The sequence below is a fragment of the Aureispira sp. CCB-QB1 genome (genome assembly GCF_000724545.1).
GTDB lineage: Bacteria > Bacteroidota > Bacteroidia > Chitinophagales > Saprospiraceae > Aureispira.
The window spans coordinates 17,121-36,611 of sequence record NZ_JHBV01000013.1 but is presented as its reverse complement, the minus strand read 5'-3'; the positions used below and the strand labels follow the sequence as shown (position 1 = coordinate 36,611).

Below are 19,491 nucleotides of genomic sequence, written 5' to 3'. Positions count from 1 at the left end.
GTCTATATTAGTCTCTCTAATATTATCTCATAGTTAGCTATATGGCTAACTAGTTCTACAAACATAAGAAAATAAAATCCAGAGATGGCGAAGTTCTTTTCATTTTTAAGCCAATCATTAGATAAAGTCAAACAACTACAAAACAGCATATACATTGATTGCTTTTTAACTTACCTTACTGCATCAATTCATTCACCAAATTTCGTACTCCAGTAGATGCTTTATCTGCAATGACTCTTAAATTAGGCACATTGACAGCAGCAGGATTGGGATCAATAAAATACTTTGGCACCTCATCGTCTACAAAATTCACCAAACCAGCAGCGGGATAAACTTGCATGGATGTGCCAACAATGATAAAAATATCTGCAATCCCACAAATTTGAGTAGCCACCTCGATTAAAGGTACGGCTTCACCAAACCATACAATGTGTGGTCTTAATTGCCCTCCTTTATCGCATTTATCGCCTAAGCGTACATCCTTTTCCCAATCATACACCAAGTTTTCGTCTAAAGTACTGCGTACTTTTTTGAGTTCTCCATGCAGATGCACCACTCTAGAAGAACCACCACGTTCGTGTAAATCATCAACATTTTGTGTAATAATACACACCTCATATTTTTGCTCTAACTCTGCCAAAGCCTTGTGCGCCTCATTCGGTTTCACAGTATGCAACTGCGCACGGCGTTGATTGTAAAAATTTAATACCAACTCTTGGTTTTTGTTCCATCCTTGTGGAGATGCCACTTCCATTACATCGTGTCCTTCCCACAAACCATCTGCATCTCTAAAGGTTTGGATACCACTTTCAGCACTAATTCCTGCTCCTGTCAGAACCACTATTTTTTTCTTTTTCATTGCTTTTTCGCTATATTTTACGTTGTAATAGTTACCTAAAATAGAACCGCTTATTCCAAAATCTCTTATTCAAAATATTGTTTATAGTCGTCAATTTTTTGTTTTAAACGAGCTTCAATATAAGGGTGTATGCCTCCCAGCTGCTCTAAAATCAACACTGCTTCTTTCTGGTAACGTTTCATTTTGGCAGTATCCCAATGCTTGGGAGGTTTTTGCAAATTATTGATTCGGTCTGCCATTTTAACGATTCGAACTTCTTTTCCTTGTGCTACAATTCGAGCCAAACTATCTGCCATTTGAACCTCTTTTGGTAATTTCTGATTTTTGGTTAAGGCCAAAACACCTGCCGCAATTTGAGAACCAAACTCTGCTACTAAATCTTCGTATTCTACTTCGGTATCTTCAATAGTATCATGCAATAACGCACACTGTATGGCAAAAGTTCCATCCCAATCGTCACTCGGATGTTGAACCAATGCATTGGCTACTTCCATGGCTACATTCGTGATGTGCACTACATAAGACATTTCAGAGGCAGGTACTTTTTGCTTTCGGTGTGCATGCCCTGCAAATAACAATGTTTGAAGATAAATATCTTGATTCCACATAAGATATGGTTTGTATTTATAATTGTTCAGAAAAGTTAGCGCACAGTTGACAAATATCGAGGCATATAAATAATGCTTGTTTTAGGCAACAAGCTTTGTATACTCTTATGCTCCGATGAATTTAAATGAATCTCATTCATCCAAAAATGGAGTACTTTTAAATGTTTTAATTTTCCAATAGATAAAGAAACTTGAGAAATTTTGTTGTCTATCAAACTAAGTGTTTCTAGATTATGCATGGATGAAAGCGTTTCAAACAAATCGTCTAAATCTAAAGCAGGGTTATTTCCCAATTCAAGCTCTTTTAAATTGGTTAGTTGGTTGATTTCTCTTGCCAATTCTTTTAATTCGTTGCTACTCAAAATTAGAGTCTCTAAGCTTTTAAGCTTGGAAATACTATAAAAAGCTTCCTTCCACTTCAAGCTTGGATTGGACCCCAAATGCAAGTATTTTAAATTTTTGATAGAAGTAATTTCTGACGGCAAATCCTGTATGTTATTATTAGAAATATCCAATTGCTGTAAACTCTCTACAGCAGCCAATTGTATAAAGGCTGAACGCCAGTTAATATCTGGATTCTGTTTTATATCAAGCACTTGTAGATTAGGCAAACGATCTATATTGAGGGGTAGATCAATCAGTTGGTTATTAATTAAATTTAATACCGCCAATTCTTTTAGCTGCTCAGGCTTAGCAAAAACAGATACCCAATTTAAGTTCGGATTTCCTTCCAAATCCAAACTTCGCAAGTTTTTTAATTTGGAGAATTTTTTAGGAAAATATAGCAAATCATTGTATGCTAACCCTAGGTTTTTCAGTTTTCTTAGTTGGTATATAGTTGTTGGTAGAGTTGTCAAATTATTCCCACCCAAATTCAACATTTCTAAGTTTTTCAGCTTTCCTAATTCATCTGGAAGCTCTGTCAAATGATTGTTCCAAAGATAAAGTCGCTGAAGGTTTTTTAGTTGATTGATGGTAGAAGTTAAACGTCTTAGTTGATTGTTGGATAAATCTAGTTCTTCTAAGGTTGTTAAACTTCCAATCGTTGGAGGTAAATTAATCATTTGATTATTCCATAAAAACAACTTCTTTATAGCAAGCAATTTTTTGACATTGGGGGGCAAATCTTTGATCTTATTATTACCAATATCCAATGTTTCTAATTGAGGCAACTGTCCCAAGTAATTAAAAACTTGCTGCCACTCTAAATCTGGATTATCGACCAGAATAAGCGTCTTTAATGCTTGAAGTTTAACAACAGCAGCAGGGAGGTTCTTGATTTTATTTTCACTAAGACTTAACTTCTCTAATTGAGGCAACTGTCCTAGCAAACGAAACGTAAATTCCCAATTTAGATCTGGATTGCCCCCAAGTTGTAATTCTCTCAACTCTGTTAACTCAACAATTCTTTCAGGTAATTCCTCTAAGTTATCATGCTCCAAATATAATTTGAACACCTTTTTAGGTGTTTGCAGCGCTTCTTCTAGGTTGTAAAAAATCCTAGAACCTTGCTCTTTATTTTCATATTGAGCCCATATAGTAGTGCTAACAAAAAGCAGGCAAATGATACCTATAACTTTCATATTGCTATTAAATTTATTACTTCCTTTGTTTGCTCATTGTTCTTTTTTCTGATTCAAAAAACCATTCTATTATGTAGTTCTAACAACCTAAAAAACCACAGTAACGATGTTTCTGAATTTAGGTTTTGAGCTTTATAAGAATGCATATTTTTGTCATAATCAAGATGCAACAGGAGTACAAAGAAGTAAGCTTAGAATGTGGTAGTAATAGACCTTACTATATCTTTGTTTGTGTTTGGGTAATAGCAAATGGTCATAAATTTGAAATTTAACAAGGGAAGACCATATTAAGGTAAGAAAAAAAGAGAAAAAAGGAAGTATTTATGACACGAAGTAAATAAAAACGTTTGAAATTTTGATTCGTAGTTTGCTCTAATACGACTCGTTCTATATGCTACCTAGAGCACTATTTCTTATTGATTCCCTTAGCATTGTGACCGATAACTTTTGTATTATTTTTACTTTCAACGAACTATTAATACCATAGAACTCCAAGAGGTTTAGAGATTCCCAAACGATTATAGAAGCCATTCTTCTAACTAACAGATAACATTACAATCACTCCAGCATGAGTCAAACGTTCAACATATTCTATTCAACTCATGTAGATTAGTATTTTATTTTGAGATAAATAATTATCTTGCGTTATATTTATTGCTAAATTGCTTTGGTTTTTTGCTATAAAAAATCAAACTTTGTTGGTGTAAAATCACAAAATATTTCGACACGTTATAATCATTCTAAACATGCAAGATAAGTTTGAGAAACTAGCTAATAAAGTAGCCGAAGCCAAATTAGGTGGTGGCGAAAAAAGAATAGAAAAACAACATGAAAAAGGGAAGTTGACCGCTAGAGAGCGTATTCACTTCTTGTTAGATGAAGGTTCTTTTGAAGAAATTGGTATGCTAGTTACCCATCGTTGTGTCGATTTTGGAATGGAAAAACAAAAATATTATGGCGATGGTGTAGTAACAGGATACGGGACTGTAAATGGTCGATTGATTTATGTATTTGCACAAGACTTTACTGTTTTTGGAGGATCATTGTCCGAAACCCATGCAGAAAAAATATGCAAATTAATGGACATGGCCTTGCGTAATGGAGCGCCAATAATTGGCTTGAATGACTCTGGCGGAGCTCGTATTCAAGAAGGTGTTCAGTCTCTTGGAGGCTATGCTGATATTTTTTATAGAAATACAAGAGCATCGGGTGTTATTCCTCAAATTTCAGCCATCATGGGACCTTGTGCTGGTGGTGCTGTTTATTCTCCTGCCATTACAGATTTTATTTATATGGTAGAGAACACCTCTTATATGTTTATTACAGGTCCTAATGTTGTTAAGACTGTAACAAATGAAGATGTTACTTCTGAAGAGTTAGGAGGAGCCATGACTCATGCTACAAAATCTGGAGTGACCCATTTTACAGCTGCCAATGATATTGACTGCATCAATCAATTAAAAAAGTTGCTTTCTTATATTCCTCAAAACTGTGAAGAGGAAACGCCTCGCTTAGCCTACACGCCTAGTGATGAAACGCGTACAGCCCTAGATACGATTCTTCCTGATAGTGCCAACGTACCTTATGATATGCGTTCAGTCATTCACGAAATTGTAGATGGAGATTCCTTTTACGAGGTTAATAAAGACTATGCCGAAAATATTATTGTTGGTTTCGCTCGCTTAGGAGGTCGATCAATTGGAGTTGTTGCCAACAATCCAATGATTTTAGCAGGTTGTTTGGATGTAGATTGCTCTAGAAAAGGCGGACGTTTTGTCCGTTTCTGTGATAGCTTTAACATTCCTCTATTAGTTTTGGAAGATGTTCCTGGTTTCTTGCCTGGTACCGACCAAGAATGGAATGGCATTATTACGAATGGAGCCAAGTTATTGTATGCATTCTGTGAAGCGACTGTTCCAAGAATTACGGTTATCACAAGAAAAGCGTATGGTGGTGCTTATGACGTAATGAACTCTAAACACATTGGAGCAGACATGAATTATGCTTGGCCTTCTGCGGAAATTGCCGTGATGGGAGCCAAAGGAGCTAGTGAAATTATTTTCAGAAATGAGATTAAAAATGCTGCCGATCCTGAGGCTAAACTAGCAGAAAAAGAAGCTGAATATGCAGACAAATTTGCAGATCCTTATCGCGCTGCTTTCCGTGGCTTTGTGGATGAGGTGATCGAGCCCAACCAAACTAGACAAAAATTAATTCGAGCCTTCAAGATGTTAGAAAACAAAGTAGATCAATTGCCTCGTAAAAAACATGGTAATTTGCCTTTGTAAGCTATACATATTACCAAAAGGAGTGGCAAAAGCTACTCCTTTTGTTTTTTTGCGCAGTAACTTCAAGCTGTCATTTCTTATTCTATGATAAAAACCAATCCAACTACCATACGCAAAGGTATCCTCAATCATCTACAAAAATTACAAAAAGATATTGATGCCTTACCTGATTACAAAACAAAAGTAAAACAAGCTAAAGTACTTTGGCAAAATAAAAAAAAGACCAATGCTCAAAAAGCAGCTTTTAATCGAGTAGAAAAGGAGCTTCAAAAAATTGCTATTGGCACTAATAATTATTGCAATTACTGTGAAGCCAATATAGGAACTACTATTGAGCATATTTACCCTAGAGGCTTGTATCCTAACAAAACATTTGTGTGGGAAAACTACCTATGGACTTGCAAACAATGCAATGGCAAGCACAAAGTTTCACAATTTAAAATCTTCAAAACACCTGATTCTGCCAAAGTCATCAACTTAGTCAAAGACTACCAATTTATTCCCCCTCCTAATGAGGATGCCGTTTTTATTAATCCTAGAACAGAGAATCCCTTAGATTATTTACAATTGGACTTACACAGTGGTTTGTTCTATCCCAAAGCTACAAACAAACAAACCAGAGCTTACAAGCGCGCTGCTTATACTATTGAGACATTGCAACTTAACACCCGAGACGGATTAGTAAAAAACCGATTGCAGGCTTATCAAAATTACCAAACCTTGCTACAACAATATATAGATATTCAATCTTGTTCTTCTCTTGAGCAACTCTATCAACTATTTACTCCTTCCAAATATTTTCAAACCTTTTCGTTGGAGGCGCAAAAAAGTTGTGCCAGTTTAAATTTGCAACAGCAACTTATCAATCAAGCACATCCTACCGTTTGGCGAGAAATGCAACGACAAGCAACAACCATTACAGTCCTTGATAACCTATTTCAGCAGGTGCCAGAAACTTTGGAATGGCTATAAAAAAACACTCAGGCAACTGAGAAGCCTGAGTGTCGAAAGAAATCTTGAAACAGCTGACAGATAGAGCTGTTTCTTGCTGCTTGAGGGAGGTAAAATCTCTTATTGGTTATGGATTTTCACAAAAAACCTCTCCTCAAATTAGTAGTTTGTCACTGGTATCGTTCTATTTCAAAAGATACCGTGCAATACTATGGATGATGAATACAAACTACTGATGTAACAATATATATAAATCGTCTGCTTAAACAGGTTAAAATTGGTTAAACAAACTACTGATGGCTTCATTGAGGGATGAGAAAATGAGCAAGTTATCCTAATCCTCCCCAAGATCAGCCCTTGCTCTCTCCCTGCATCCCTCCTCCTAAATGAACTATTGTGTATTGATATATGTCCTTAAACAAGGATATGAATTATTTTCTCGTAGGTATTGGGGACAAATAAACTACTCCTAAATATATACTATTTCACTATAGCCAAGGTAGTTTATTTGTCACCCAACGCACACCTCTAATTGATTAATTTTTGACGTATATGACCATTTATAGCCATATACATTTGCAGCGAGATTTTGGTTTATTCTTAACATAAAGATGTGGAGCTTACTTAAATAAAGTTGTGTTCAACACCTTAATGTTTCAATAATTCGGCTAAATTGTTTTTGATGTTATTTCTATAAAATTTCGTAGTTTTTGTTTTGTAATGGAATGGTGGTATAAAACAAAAATACTTTGTAATAGTATAAAACTCTAATGGCTAATAAGTAGATAGATAGTGACTTTGTTACAGTAAAAGAGGCTGTATGTTACGTGTGTGTGTGTAATTGTGTAATTTGTGTGCCAACAAAACTTCATCCCATTGAAGTTTTGAAGTAAAAAATGAAACTCCTTTATTAGTGTGCTTTTTTATTTATACGATAAATAGGTTCATATTTGTTTCATTTATTTTGTTTTTTTTAAAAAAAATAAAATGTTATAAAACTCTAATATGTTTTTACGATTTCATACTATATTATCTGACAAATAATTTATTACATATTAAACTATACACCCAACAACATTACATACATTCAAATTCTTCTTTAGTTAGAATAGGGTCAACACCAATGACACCTTCTCGATAACACGATAATGTATAATGCTTTTGAGTTAACCAATGCGCAAAAGAAGTTTCATCTACAGTAGTATTTCCATCAAACAAACAAAATACAATTCCTGTCTCTATGTCAATACTTACTTTCAAAATTTCTGGTTGCGCTCGAATATAATGTTCTATTTTTTTGTACGCAGCAGCAGAAGATGCATCATCAATTTGAAATTGAGCAAATTTATTTCCACCTGTATCCGATGCGATTGTAGAAAATGAACAAATAGTACTACATAAAGCAAAACAAAGCATCCACAGAATATTTTCTGCAATTCGGTTACGCACTTTAAAACACTCTAACAAACTAAATTTAAAGACTTTCATTGAAATTTAAACATTGGAGGATTATAATGATAAAGGTTATCATTGGGATTTTGATTAATTACGACACAATGATACGCAAAAAATAAATTGCTTGCTAATTTTCTCATCAGTTACTTCTACATAACCAACTGTAAAGCATATCTTTAAAACCAACCCAACAAAAAAAGACCTCCAAAAAATAATTTTGGAAGCCTCTCTATAGCTATTCTCTATAGCTTCTTTTTTTTGTATAAAATCTATGCGAGTTGTATTATATCAATCCCTTTGCCGCTAAATAACGCTCTGCATCTAAAGCAGCCATACAACCTGTTCCTGCAGCAGTCACTGCTTGACGATAATCTTTATCTTGAGCATCACCACTTGCAAATACACCATCTATGTTGGTATGTGTACTACCTGCTTTGGTCAACAAATATCCAGTATTGTCCATTTCTAACCAACCTTCAAAAATTTTCGTATTCGGCACGTGCCCGATTGCTACAAAAAATCCCCATAAGCTAATTTCTTGCTTTTCGTTCGTTTTATTATTAACCAGACGAACACCAGTTACACCTTCCTCATCGCCCAAAACTTCATCTACTTCTGTATTCCAATAGATTTGAATTTTATCGTTATTAAGAACACGCTCTTGCATAATTTTGGAAGCACGCAACTCATCTCTACGAACAAACATATGTACCTTTGGGCATAACTTAGACAAATAACTTGCTTCTTCACAAGCACTATCTCCACCACCTACGATACAAACTTCTTTTCCTTTATAGAAAAAACCATCACAAACGGCACAAGCAGAAACTCCTTTATTCATATATTTTTTCTCAGACTCCAAGCCCAAGTACCTAGCAGAAGCCCCTGTCGCAATAATAACAGAATCTGCATGAATTTCTTCACCACCATCAGTCCAAAGTTTGTGTACGGGACCTGAGAAATCCACTTTTTCTATCATAACGCCAACATTCACCTCTGTATCAAAACGCATTGCTTGTTGCTTCAAATCCTCCATCATTTCTGGGCCCATGATGCCTTTGGGGTAACCAGGAAAATTTTCTACATCGTTGGTAATCATTAATTGTCCTCCAGGTTCACTTCCTGTAAACAAAACAGGTTTCATATTTGCTCTAGCTGCGTAAATTGCTGCTGTATATCCAGCAGGTCCTGACCCAATGATGACGCACGTCTCTTTTCTAGCCATTTTTTATTATTTGATTTTTGATTTTAGCAAAGGTAAAAATAAGTTGTCAAAAATTTGCAGCGATATTTGGGGTTCATTTTAGAATCAAATTAGGCAAATCGACAAATTATGTTTTAAATTTACTTATTATTTATTATTGTAATAATTGTTATTTTGTTTTCAACAATAGTTCGTTGAAACCACGCAGTAGCAGCGAAGCTTATCAACAAACTACTATTTTCAAATTACATAACTCTTCATAAAAAAGCTTTTTTATAAGAATAAAGAATAACAAACTTTCTTTGTGAAATGTTTCATAATACAATCTAACTCTACAAAGAGTAGACGTTTCAAATTTAGCAAATTATTGGAAGCTTATAGCATAATTAAATTAATAGTATGCTAACATTTTTTGCTAGACTGTGCTATTCCAATTTAGATACTTATTTGTGCTTTTAGTTGATCTACAATTCCATAATCGCCAATACACAAATCGTACTCGATAGGTTCTCGAATATCAATCCATGCCAACTGAAGATGTTCTAACAATGTAATTTCTCCTCCTACAATCGTGCATCGAAAAGGAATCAGCTCAATAATCATATTGGTTTCCTCTCTTTCTATAGATACCAACTGCTCTTTTACCATCACCTCTATGTCCAATTCTTCTTTTAACTCTCGTGCCATACATTCCGCTTCTGTCTCTCCAGGGTCAATTTTTCCGCCAGGAAATTCCCACTTCAAAGCATGACTAGTATCTTCTCCTCGTTGTACAATAAGGTATTTTCCAGATTTCTCTATAACGCCACAAGTGACTCTCATTCGGTTTTTCATTGTTTGGGTGTTTTATGTATAAAAAATTAGATTGCGCTACCAAATAGTCGTTCTGTTCTTTTTAGAATGCTCTGTAGAATTTTCTAGAAAGGAATGTCTTGCTAACTATAAACCAATCCTCAACAATACATACATTTCCATCATTGATAATCAGCAGACTAATTACCTTAACACAACTACAATTATACTTTAAGATACAAATCAACTTTATGATAATAGATTATTCTAAACTAAAAATTGTAGTAAGATTATCAATAGACTATGCCGATCGTATAAAAATCATTATTTTTGTGCCTCCAAAACACTTGATAACACTTTGAGGTTTAGATTGATTATTATGAAAAAAACATACATGCTTCGTTTACTTGCTTTTGCTTTACTTATTGTTTATACAATTAGCTGTTCTTTGGGAAGTGAAATTGCAGAAACTCCAATCGATCAAGAACCTCAACCCCTTCAGTTAGAAAGTGTCGATACTGTTCTCATCCCAAAAGAAGACACTATTACGATTGCTGCGGTTGGTGATATTATGATGGGAACAGATTATCCCAACACTAGAACCCTCCCTCCCAAAGATGGCGCCACCTTATTTAAGGATGTTCAACAATATTTGGAACCTTTTGATCTAACATTTGGAAATTTAGAAGGAGTTATTGGGCGTGGCGGTGTTGCTAAATCTTGTAATCAACCACAATATTGTTATACCTTCCGAATGCCAGCCCACTATACCAACCATCTAAAAAAAGCAGGCTTTGATGTTGTTAGTATTGCCAATAATCATGCTAATGACTTTGGTGCAGGTGGGAGAAAAGCTAGTGCAGCAGTCTTAGACACATCTGGTCTTTTTTATGCAGGTTCCGAAAACAAACCGTACACTATTTTTGAAAAAGACAGCATCAAATATGGATTTTTGGCTACAGCACCTAACAGTGGGTGTTTTAGTATGAAAAAGTACAAAGAAGCGGCTGAAATTGTGCAGATGCTAGATAGTCTTTGTGACATTGTCATTGTTTCTTTTCATGCTGGGGCGGAAGGTGCTGGTGCCATACATACGCCTCGCAAAGATGAGATTTTCTTGGGTTACAATCGTGGTAATGTCTATAAATTTGCTCATGGTTGCATTGATGCAGGAGCAGATATTTTACTAGGACACGGTCCCCATGTAACTCGTGCAGTGGAAGTGTACAAAAATCGTTTTATAACTTACAGTATGGGTAATTTTTGTACCTACGAAAAATTTAGCTTAAAAGGTCCCAAGGGTGTTGGTCCAATTTTACATATACAAGTCAATAAAGAAGGAAAGTTTCTTGGTGGAAAAGTTATTCCAACCAAACAATTGGGAGAAGGGATTCCTGTATATGACGAGGCGCAACAAGCTTGGAAACAACTCATTGATTTGTCGTTAGAAGATTTTCCAGAATCACCAGTAGAATTTTCTTTAGAAGAAGGAAGTATTCTTCCGATTACATTAGAAGCAACTCCTACCGCTATCGATAGCATTGCCATAGATAATAGTAGTCAAAATAAATCCGAACATTAGTAGATTTATTACATAAAAACAACTTCTTTAAAAGAATACGCCACAATCTGCTGATTTGTTTGGATTTGTAGTCGACCTTCGGGAGATATGCCTACGATTTTTCCTTGAAAAGTAGCCTTTGTTTTAGCATCTTGATAAGTACGCCATTCTTGATAAGCGTACAATGTTTGCAAATAATCTTGATTTAAAAGATCGTGCTGTTCTGCTTTTAATTGCAAATAGCGTTGTTCTAAATATTCACAGAATAGACCTATCAGTTGATAAGTATCTTGACGAATGTTTGTTTCTAAGAACAAAGAAGTAGGATTGGGTAACTCTGGCGAAAAATACGTTTGATTGATATTTAACCCCACACCAATTATTGTACTTGCCAATACATGCCCTTTTAGTTTATTTTCTATTAATATCCCTCCTATTTTTTTGTCATTGATATAAATATCGTTGGGCCATTTGACAGACAATTCATCAAGAGGAACAATATAATTTTTGAGCAAATCATAGACGGCAAGCGCAACAACTTGGTTTAGCTTAAATTGGGATTGGATGGGCAAAAATTTTGGATACAAAATAACCGACAAGGTGATATTCTCACCTTTGGCACTTTCCCATTTACTGCCAATCTGTCCTCTTCCTGCATACTGGTTATCGGTATAAATGACAGTTCCTTCGATTGGAGTGCTTTTTGCCAGTAGAGTATTAGCAAAAATATTGGTAGAATCTACACTTGCAAGATAATTTGCAACTTTTCCAATGAAAAGGCTGTTAGAAGATACAGGTTTCATGCCTAAGACCAATTTTTTTTCGTTATTTTTACCCAATAAATTTTAGAATCTGTTTGTTCAGATTTTTTCAAAAATATAATTTTATTTCAAGTTACTATTAAAGTTTATAAAGAAACCAAAAAACTATTATTTATCATAACGCAACTGAAAAGTACTCTACTGACTATAAAACAGTGTACTGCGTAGTAAAACTCTTACTGTATTGAGCAACAAAAATATTGCCTTCCAACAAGATGCACAAGATACTCGTGCTTTGACAACTCTTATTATTGATGCTATTCAAGATAACAAAGGGAAAGAAATTGCTTTGTTTGATATGCGTGAATTAGAAGAAGCTAGTAGTGATTTTTTCATTCTTTGCAATGGAAATTCAAAAACACAAATTTTAGGTATCATCAAAAACATTGAGCGACGAGTTTATGAAGAATTTGGAATTCGACCTGATCACTCAGAAGGACAAGAAGCCAATTGGATGTTACTAGATTATTTTTCGGTGGTTATACATGTTTTTTCAAGTGAAAAAAGAGCTTTTTATAACTTAGATGACTTGTGGAGTGATGCTAAAGTAACTAAATACGATAATCAAGATTAAAATGACAGGGAAATATTTGTGCGAACATTAATTTTTTCTTAACTCAATGTTGCGCTTTTCTGACATTCTTAATGCAACTTTTTATTTTCTTTTTAGTTTAAAAGGATAAGACTAAACAGAAACAATTATAGATATCAATAAATATGGAACAAAAAAATTCACCTGGCAACAAACCAAAATTTAATGCTTATTGGTTTTATGCCATCATTGCGGTGATTCTAATTTCGCTTAACTTATTCAACCTTACAGGTTCTACTCCTGATATATCAATGACGGAATTGACAAAACTCATAAAAAAGGGGGATGTTGATAAGATTGTCATTGTAAGTACGGGAGAACAGAGTAAGTATGCAGACATTTACATCGACAAGGAAAAACTATCGAATGAAGCATACGAAAAAGTATCCAAATCTACGATTGGTACCGCCAATCCTGGTCCTCACTACAAACATACGGTTATCGTTGTTGAGACCTTTATGAAAGAAGTAAAAGAGGTACAAAAAGAATATTTGGCAGCTAATCCTAATGCGGAAGAAATAACCTTTGGTACCGAAACTAAAGGTACATTAGCTGGGATTATTATGTGGCTATTTCCTTTTATTTTGCTCATTGGAATTTGGGTCTTCTTCATGCGCCGCGTTGGTGGCGGTGGTGGTGGCGCTGGTGGTCAAATATTTAATATTGGTCGCTCTAAAGCCACTCTATTTGACAAAGATACAAAGGTAAATGTAACCTTTAAAGATGTTGCTGGTTTGGACGAAGCCAAAGAAGAGGTCATGGAAGTGGTTGACTTCTTGCGCAATCCTAAAAAATATACTGTCTTAGGGGGTAAAATTCCAAAAGGGGTTTTGTTAGTAGGCCCTCCAGGTACGGGTAAAACATTATTGGCAAAAGCAGTAGCAGGAGAAGCAGATGTTCCTTTCTTTAGTATTTCTGGTTCTGACTTCGTTGAAATGTTTGTGGGAGTAGGAGCATCAAGAGTTCGTGACTTGTTCCGCCAAGCTAGAGAAAAAGCACCTTGTATCATCTTTATTGATGAGATTGACGCTATTGGTCGTGCAAGAGGAAGAAATTCGATGCAAGGAAATGACGAGCGTGAAAATACTTTGAACCAATTGTTGGTAGAAATGGATGGTTTTAGCACCGATAAAGGGGTTATTCTTGTTGCAGCAACCAACCGCCCTGATATTTTAGATACAGCCTTGTTGCGTCCTGGTCGATTTGACCGCCAAATTGGAATTGGTAAACCAGACTTAGTTGGTCGGGAGCAAATTTTCAAAGTACATCTAAAACCTATCAAAATCAGTGATAATGTTGATGCCAAAACGTTGGCGATGCAAACACCTGGTTTTGCAGGGGCTGAGATTTCTAATATTTGTAATGAAGCTGCCTTAATCGCCGCTAGACACGATAAGTCAGAGGTAGATATGGAAGATTTCAACAAAGCTATTGATCGTGTTATTGGTGGTTTGGAAAAGAAAAACAAGCTAATCTCTCCAGAAGAAAAGAGAGTAATTGCCTATCATGAAGCTGGGCATGCTATTAGTGGCTGGTTCTTGGAGCACGCACATCCTTTGGTAAAAGTAACCATCGTTCCTCGTGGATTGACGGCATTGGGTTATGCTCAATACTTGCCAAAAGAAAAACATATTGTCCCTCAACAACATCTACTAGATCAAATCTGTGGTCTATTGGCTGGACGTGCTGCGGAGGACATTATCTTTGGACAGGTATCTACTGGTGCACAAAATGACTTAGACCGTGTTACGCAACATGCCTATAACTTAGTCATGATTTATGGTATGAATAGCAAAGTAGGCAATGTTTCTTATTATGAAATGATGAAAAACAACCAATTTGCCAAACCCTATTCAGAAGCTACGGCTCAATTGATTGATCAAGAAATTCGCAAAATCATTGATGAGCAATATGCAAGAGCACTTCAATTGTTGAAAGAAAAGCGCAAAGAATTAGAATTATTGGCTAATGAATTGTTAAACAAAGAAGTCTTGTTAAGAGCTGATGTAGAACATCTGATTGGAAAACGAATTTATGATGATGTTCCAGATGAAAAAAACGGTGAAAAGGCTGCTGGAGAAAATAATGGTGTTGATACATTGTTAGACCCAGACGATCAGCCAGAAATTCACTAAAATAGATACAATATCAAACCTAAAAAGCTCGAACTAAAGCAGTTCGAGCTTTTTTTATGTTAAACTACTGCTTTAAATTTTAAAAATACTTATCTTGTGCAGTTATCTATTCTATTGAATTTCTTAAAACAATCCTATTTTTGTGCAGACAGCAAAAGACAACATATTAGGTCGATTAAAAAATATAAAAAACCACACTCCAACACTTCCTTACCCTAATTTGGAAAAGGAAACGATATCTATTTATCCTAAACCAACAGAGGCTTTGGATGTCCTATTTGCTCAAAATTTTCAAAATAATGGTGGCAAATTTGTTTTTTGTGAATCTCAAAAAGAGTTGATAACAAACCTCCATTTGCTAACTCAGCAAAAAAAATGGACAAAGGTATATTGTTGGGAAAAGGAATTGCAACAACTACTAAACCAACAAAATTTTTCTTATCAAACACAAAAAGAGTCCTTAATACATGCAGATGCAAGCCTCACTACTTGCGAAGCATTAATCGCTCGAACTGGTTCTATCTTATTAAGTAGTAATGCTGCCTCTGGACGCAGCCTATCTATTGTTCCACCAGTTCATATTGTTATAGCAACATCTAATCAGGTTATTTATAACTTAAAAGAAGTTCTAAATCTACAAACGGCTCGCGAAGACCATTGGCCTTCTATGCTTTGTTTTACCTCAACCAATAGCCGTACTGCAGATATTGAGAAAACGCTTGTTAATGGAGCTCATGGTCCTAAAGAACTTTACGTTTTCTTTTTAGAAATTTGATCACTCACCCCCTCTTCAATCATCTATTCAATGAAATTCTTAACACTATTTACAGTTCTAATGTTACAGGTCGTTGCTTTATATGCAACAACACCTGATATATCAGAAATAAAACAACAACCAATTAAAGTAGTTATTGCTGAAGCTGAAAAACTATATGGAGAAGCGGTCTATGAAGATGCTTATTATTATTACAAAGCACTCAGCGAAATGAAGAAAAAAATGTCCCAAGAAGAACTTTATCGCTTGGGAAAAACCGCTTTAGCTGCCAAGGATTATCAAACGACACAAGATGTACTAGGTCCTTTGCTCCCTAAAGCCAAACGCTACCCACTTATTCATTATGAATATGCCTCTGCCTTAAAATATACAGGGCAATACGTTTTGGCTACCCAACATTTTCAGTCCTACTTAAATGCGAATCAACACGATGCCAACAACGATTATGTAAAGTTGGCTCAAACGCACCTCAAAACATGTCAAAAGGTTTTAAAAGAAAAAGAAAATACATCTGCTTGGTTCTTAGATGATTTAACAGATGAAAGTGCTGAAGAAGGAACCATATATCGAGCATTGACACAGGCTAGTAAATACAAAATTGGCTTAATCGAGTGCCAAACTTCTAAAGGAACTTGTTTAAAAAAGGTTTATCCTGACAATACAATCGAAACGTTGCAAGGATCAGTAGGCAATCCTATATTCAATTCCGCTTCGCCTCACATTGCTCCAGATGGAGAAACTGTTTATTTTGCACAACAAGAAATGGGAAAAGCTGAATACAGTATTTTTTCTGGTAAAATGACGGCTACTGGTGAGATTGAAAACATTCAAAAACTCGGTCCTAGTGTTAATCGTGTTGGCTATTCTAGTAAACACCCAACCATTGGTGTCACAGAACAAGGACAAGAAATTCTATACTTTGCCTCTACCCTCCCAGGTAGCCAAGGCGGCTATGATATTTGGTATGCCATAAAAACAACCGATGGTGCCTTTACAATGTCATACAACTTAGGGACTCGTATAAATGGTCAAGGAGATGAGATCACTCCTTTTTATTATCAAAATGCGGGAGAGCTATACTTTAGTTCTGAAAAACCATCAGGTTACGGAGGCTTAGATGTTTATAAAATGACTGGTGAGAAAAAGCGTTGGCTAGAAAACCAAGCACAGCATTTGGAAAACCCCATCAATTCTACAGGAAATGATTTTCATTTCAAAAAAACAGGGCGAGGAAAAGGTTCGTTCTCTACCGATAGAGGAAAGGACAAAAAGGAAAAAACCGTAAAGTATAAAAAAACAATTGGTGCTTAATTGAATATAACACCACAAAAAATGCAGGCTACTTTATTTTAGTCTGCATTTTTTTATTGCCTAAACTCAGTCCAATTTCTATGGCTCTTTCGACAAATGATCAGCAGATTTAATCTGCCGTATGTTATCTCTTCTAATAAGCTTAGTTGTGTTCTTTGTATTTATTACCTAAGTTCACCATACATTGGGTTATTGATAAGATGGTTCTTGTTTTTCGCAGTTCCGTTTTTTTCCTCATTAGAAAAAGCGATTTTATAAATAGAACATTCTTTCTCAATTCCATGTACAGAATAGACCTAGTTATAAAAAGAAAACGGATGCACAACAAGTGTACATCCGTTTGTATTATTCAAAACAATCGATTGCTTATTCGCCATCTTTGTTTTCAGTAGAATCATTTTCTTCGTTCTTCAACTGCTCTTTCAATTCAGAGAATGCGCTTAAGTCACCAAAAGTACTTTTCTCTGTATTAGAATTTACTTGCTTCACAGCTTGTTTAGCAGCTTGTTTTTCTGCTTTAGCAGCGTCTTTTTCTGCTTGCTCTGCACTACGCTTAGCATCAGAATAATAACGAGAGTGAGAAACTAAGATACGCTTGTCATCACGGTTAAACTCAATTACTTTGAATGGCAATTGCTCGTCTACCTCAGCCAATGTTCCATCTTCTTTCTTGATATGACGGATAGGAGCGAAAGCTTCTAAACCATAAGGCAACAATACGATTGCACCTCTATCGTCACGACGCAAAATAGTAGCTTCATGTGTAGAACCTTCTGGGAACACATCAGCAAAAGTATCCCATGGATTCTCTTCTAATTGTTTGTGTCCCAAAGATAATTTACGGCTATCTTTGTCGATTTCAAGAATAATAACGTCCATTTCAGCACCTACTTTTGTAAACTCAGCAGGGTGTGCAAAACGTTTTGTCCAAGAAAGATCAGAAATGTGAATCATTCCACCAATTCCCTCTTCTAACTCGATGAATACACCATACGGAGTCAAGTTTTTAACTTCTCCTTTGTGCTGAGAACCTTTAGGATACTTCTCTTCGATGTTTGTCCAAGGATCTTCTTGTAGTTTTCTTAAACTCAAAGACATTTTGCGGTCTTCGCGGTCGATAGTAACCACTTTTGCTTCGTATTCGTCTCCTTCTTTAAAGAATTCGCGAGAGTTGATTGGTTGACTGCTCCAAGATACTTCAGAAACGTGGATAAGACCTTCAACACCAGGAGTAACTTCCAAGAAAGCACCATAATCCTCGATGTTAACAATTTTACCTTTTACGATAGAACCAGGCTCAACGCTTTCTGCCAATACATCCCATGGATGAGGTTGTAGTTGCTTAAGACCCAAAGAGATACGTTTTTTATCATCATTAAAGTCTAATACTACTACGTTTAGTTTTTGACCATTCTCCAATACGTCACTTGGGTGCTTGATACGTCCCCAAGAAATATCCGTAATGTACAACAAACCGTCAACACCACCCAAATCCAAGAAAGCACCAAAGTCAGTAAGGTTTTTAACCGTACCTTCCAATACTTGTCCTTTCTCCAATTTAGAGATAATTGCTTGACGTTGCTCTTCCAAGTCACTTTCGATAAGTGCTTTGTGAGATACAACAGCGTTTTTGATAGATTCGTTAATTTTAACTACTTTGAACTCCATTGTTTTACCAACATATGCATCGTAGTCAATAATTGGACGAATATCAATTTGAGATCCAGGAAGGAATGTTTCCAATCCATCGATGTCAACAATAAGACCTCCTTTCGTTTTGCTAATTACAGTACCTGTCACTACTTTTCCTTCTTCGAAAGAAGAAACAATATTAGCCCAAGCATTCAACAATTTAGCTTTACGACGAGAAAGAACTAATTGTCCACGTTTGTCTTCTTGAGTTTCTACGTATACCTCTACTACATCACCGACAGCCAAATCAGGCATGTCACGGAATTCTGTACGAGATACCAACCCGTCTGACTTACAATTCAAATCCAAAACAACATCACTAGCTGTAATAAATACAACTTTACCAGCAACGATTTCAAATTCTTTGATAGAACTCAACGTATTTTCATACAACTCCTCATATTCTGCAATCACATTGTCCTCGTAGTTCAATACTCCTTTAGGACCTTTATCCCAGTCAAAATCATCGTGATTAGTATCTTCTACTACCACTTCTTCGTTAGTTTCTACAGTTTCTTCAACAGTTGATTCTACTGTTGGATTGTTTTCAACAACTTTTTCTTCGTTGTTTTCGTTTTCAAGATTCTCCATTTAGAAAAAACTTGTTTTTAAAAGGTTAAGAAATAATTTTTCGATCAGCTTTTGAGGCTCAAACACTTGTATAAGAGCTTAAAAAGCGAGTGCAAAGATAATAATAAAGCTGTTTTTTACCAAACATTTTGAATTTATTCGAAATAAAAATGATTGATGCATAAAAACTAGGGAGATGCCATTTCTAGCACCTCCCTTTTCAATAACCGTCAGCTTTACCCCTAAAACTGATTGCTTCTTTGATAATCTTTTAGCAGACTGACTCTATTATTC

The 19,491-nt window shown here is 35.5% G+C and carries 15 protein-coding genes; 7 read left to right on the top strand and 8 right to left on the bottom strand.

The features are described from left to right. Positions 1-175: 175 nt before the first annotated feature. The 3 genes from CG11_RS04900 to CG11_RS04890 all read right to left on the bottom strand — a co-directional run bounded on the left by CG11_RS04900 (position 176) and on the right by CG11_RS04890 (position 3,050). Positions 176-859 carry an NAD-dependent deacylase gene (locus tag CG11_RS04900; RefSeq protein ID WP_052593730.1) on the bottom strand — a complete coding sequence of 228 codons (684 nt, stop codon included), beginning with the start codon at positions 857-859 and terminating at the stop codon, positions 176-178. A 65-nt stretch (positions 860-924) separates the two neighbouring features. Beyond that, entirely contained in the window at positions 925-1,467 is a 543-nt protein-coding gene (locus CG11_RS04895; RefSeq protein WP_052593729.1) for an HD domain-containing protein, read from the bottom strand. Positions 1,468-1,502: 35 nt separating this feature from the next. Next, positions 1,503-3,050 carry a leucine-rich repeat domain-containing protein gene (locus CG11_RS04890; RefSeq protein ID WP_052593726.1) on the bottom strand — a complete coding sequence of 516 codons (1,548 nt, stop codon included), beginning with the start codon at positions 3,048-3,050 and terminating at the stop codon, positions 1,503-1,505. Positions 3,051-3,796: 746 nt separating this feature from the next. Between CG11_RS04890 and CG11_RS04885 the strand changes: the two genes are divergently transcribed. Then, positions 3,797-5,338, top strand: a complete 1,542-nt coding sequence (locus CG11_RS04885) for an acyl-CoA carboxylase subunit beta (protein WP_052593724.1) — start codon at positions 3,797-3,799, stop codon at positions 5,336-5,338. A gap of 84 nt (positions 5,339-5,422) precedes the next feature. Continuing rightward, positions 5,423-6,310: a hypothetical protein gene (locus CG11_RS04880; RefSeq protein ID WP_052593722.1), complete on the top strand. Its 888-nt coding sequence runs from the start codon at positions 5,423-5,425 to the stop codon at positions 6,308-6,310. 1,056 nt (positions 6,311-7,366) lie between these two features. Here the strand turns inward: CG11_RS04880 and CG11_RS04875 are convergent. From CG11_RS04875 to CG11_RS04865, 3 genes are all read right to left on the bottom strand, one after another. Continuing rightward, on the bottom strand, positions 7,367-7,777 hold the full coding sequence (locus tag CG11_RS04875) for a hypothetical protein (protein ID WP_052593721.1): 411 nt from the start codon (positions 7,775-7,777) through the stop codon (positions 7,367-7,369). Between the two features lie 250 nt (positions 7,778-8,027). Beyond that, complete coding sequence (gene trxB / locus CG11_RS04870) at positions 8,028-8,969, bottom strand: thioredoxin-disulfide reductase (RefSeq protein WP_052593719.1); 942 nt, start codon at positions 8,967-8,969, stop codon at positions 8,028-8,030. 414 nt (positions 8,970-9,383) lie between these two features. Continuing rightward, the gene (locus CG11_RS04865; RefSeq protein ID WP_052593717.1) at positions 9,384-9,782 is read right to left on the bottom strand and encodes a (deoxy)nucleoside triphosphate pyrophosphohydrolase; all 399 of its coding nucleotides are present in this window, start codon (positions 9,780-9,782) and stop codon (positions 9,384-9,386) included. A 337-nt stretch (positions 9,783-10,119) separates the two neighbouring features. Here CG11_RS04865 and CG11_RS04860 point away from each other — a divergent pair, with 337 nt between their 5' ends. Further along, positions 10,120-11,322, top strand: a complete 1,203-nt coding sequence (locus tag CG11_RS04860; protein WP_081909460.1) for a CapA family protein — start codon at positions 10,120-10,122, stop codon at positions 11,320-11,322. Positions 11,323-11,330: 8 nt separating this feature from the next. Here CG11_RS04860 and CG11_RS04855 read toward each other — a convergent pair whose 3' ends face one another. Beyond that, positions 11,331-12,104, bottom strand: coding sequence for a biotin--[acetyl-CoA-carboxylase] ligase (locus CG11_RS04855; RefSeq protein WP_063833012.1), 774 nt, complete (start codon positions 12,102-12,104; stop codon positions 11,331-11,333). 202 nt (positions 12,105-12,306) lie between these two features. On the opposite strand from CG11_RS04855, the gene rsfS reads away from it, so the two are divergent. The 4 genes from rsfS (at position 12,307) to CG11_RS04835 (ending at position 16,935) form a co-directional block, all read left to right on the top strand. Further along, positions 12,307-12,696 carry a ribosome silencing factor gene (rsfS, locus tag CG11_RS04850; RefSeq protein WP_052593713.1) on the top strand — a complete coding sequence of 130 codons (390 nt, stop codon included), beginning with the start codon at positions 12,307-12,309 and terminating at the stop codon, positions 12,694-12,696. 143 nt (positions 12,697-12,839) lie between these two features. Further along, positions 12,840-14,849: an ATP-dependent zinc metalloprotease FtsH gene (gene ftsH, locus CG11_RS04845; RefSeq protein ID WP_052593711.1), complete on the top strand. Its 2,010-nt coding sequence runs from the start codon at positions 12,840-12,842 to the stop codon at positions 14,847-14,849. Positions 14,850-14,991: 142 nt separating this feature from the next. Then, a complete protein-coding gene (locus tag CG11_RS04840) occupies positions 14,992-15,624 on the top strand; it encodes an LUD domain-containing protein (RefSeq protein ID WP_063833009.1) in 633 nt (210 codons plus the stop codon). A 30-nt stretch (positions 15,625-15,654) separates the two neighbouring features. Further along, positions 15,655-16,935 (top strand): hypothetical protein, encoded by a 1,281-nt coding sequence (locus tag CG11_RS04835; RefSeq protein WP_156039661.1) that lies wholly within the window; start codon positions 15,655-15,657, stop codon positions 16,933-16,935. Positions 16,936-17,301: 366 nt separating this feature from the next. On the opposite strand, the gene rpsA is transcribed toward CG11_RS04835, so the two are convergent. Continuing rightward, complete coding sequence (gene rpsA, locus CG11_RS04830; protein WP_052593705.1) at positions 17,302-19,218, bottom strand: 30S ribosomal protein S1; 1,917 nt, start codon at positions 19,216-19,218, stop codon at positions 17,302-17,304. Positions 19,219-19,491: the final 273 nt, after the last annotated feature.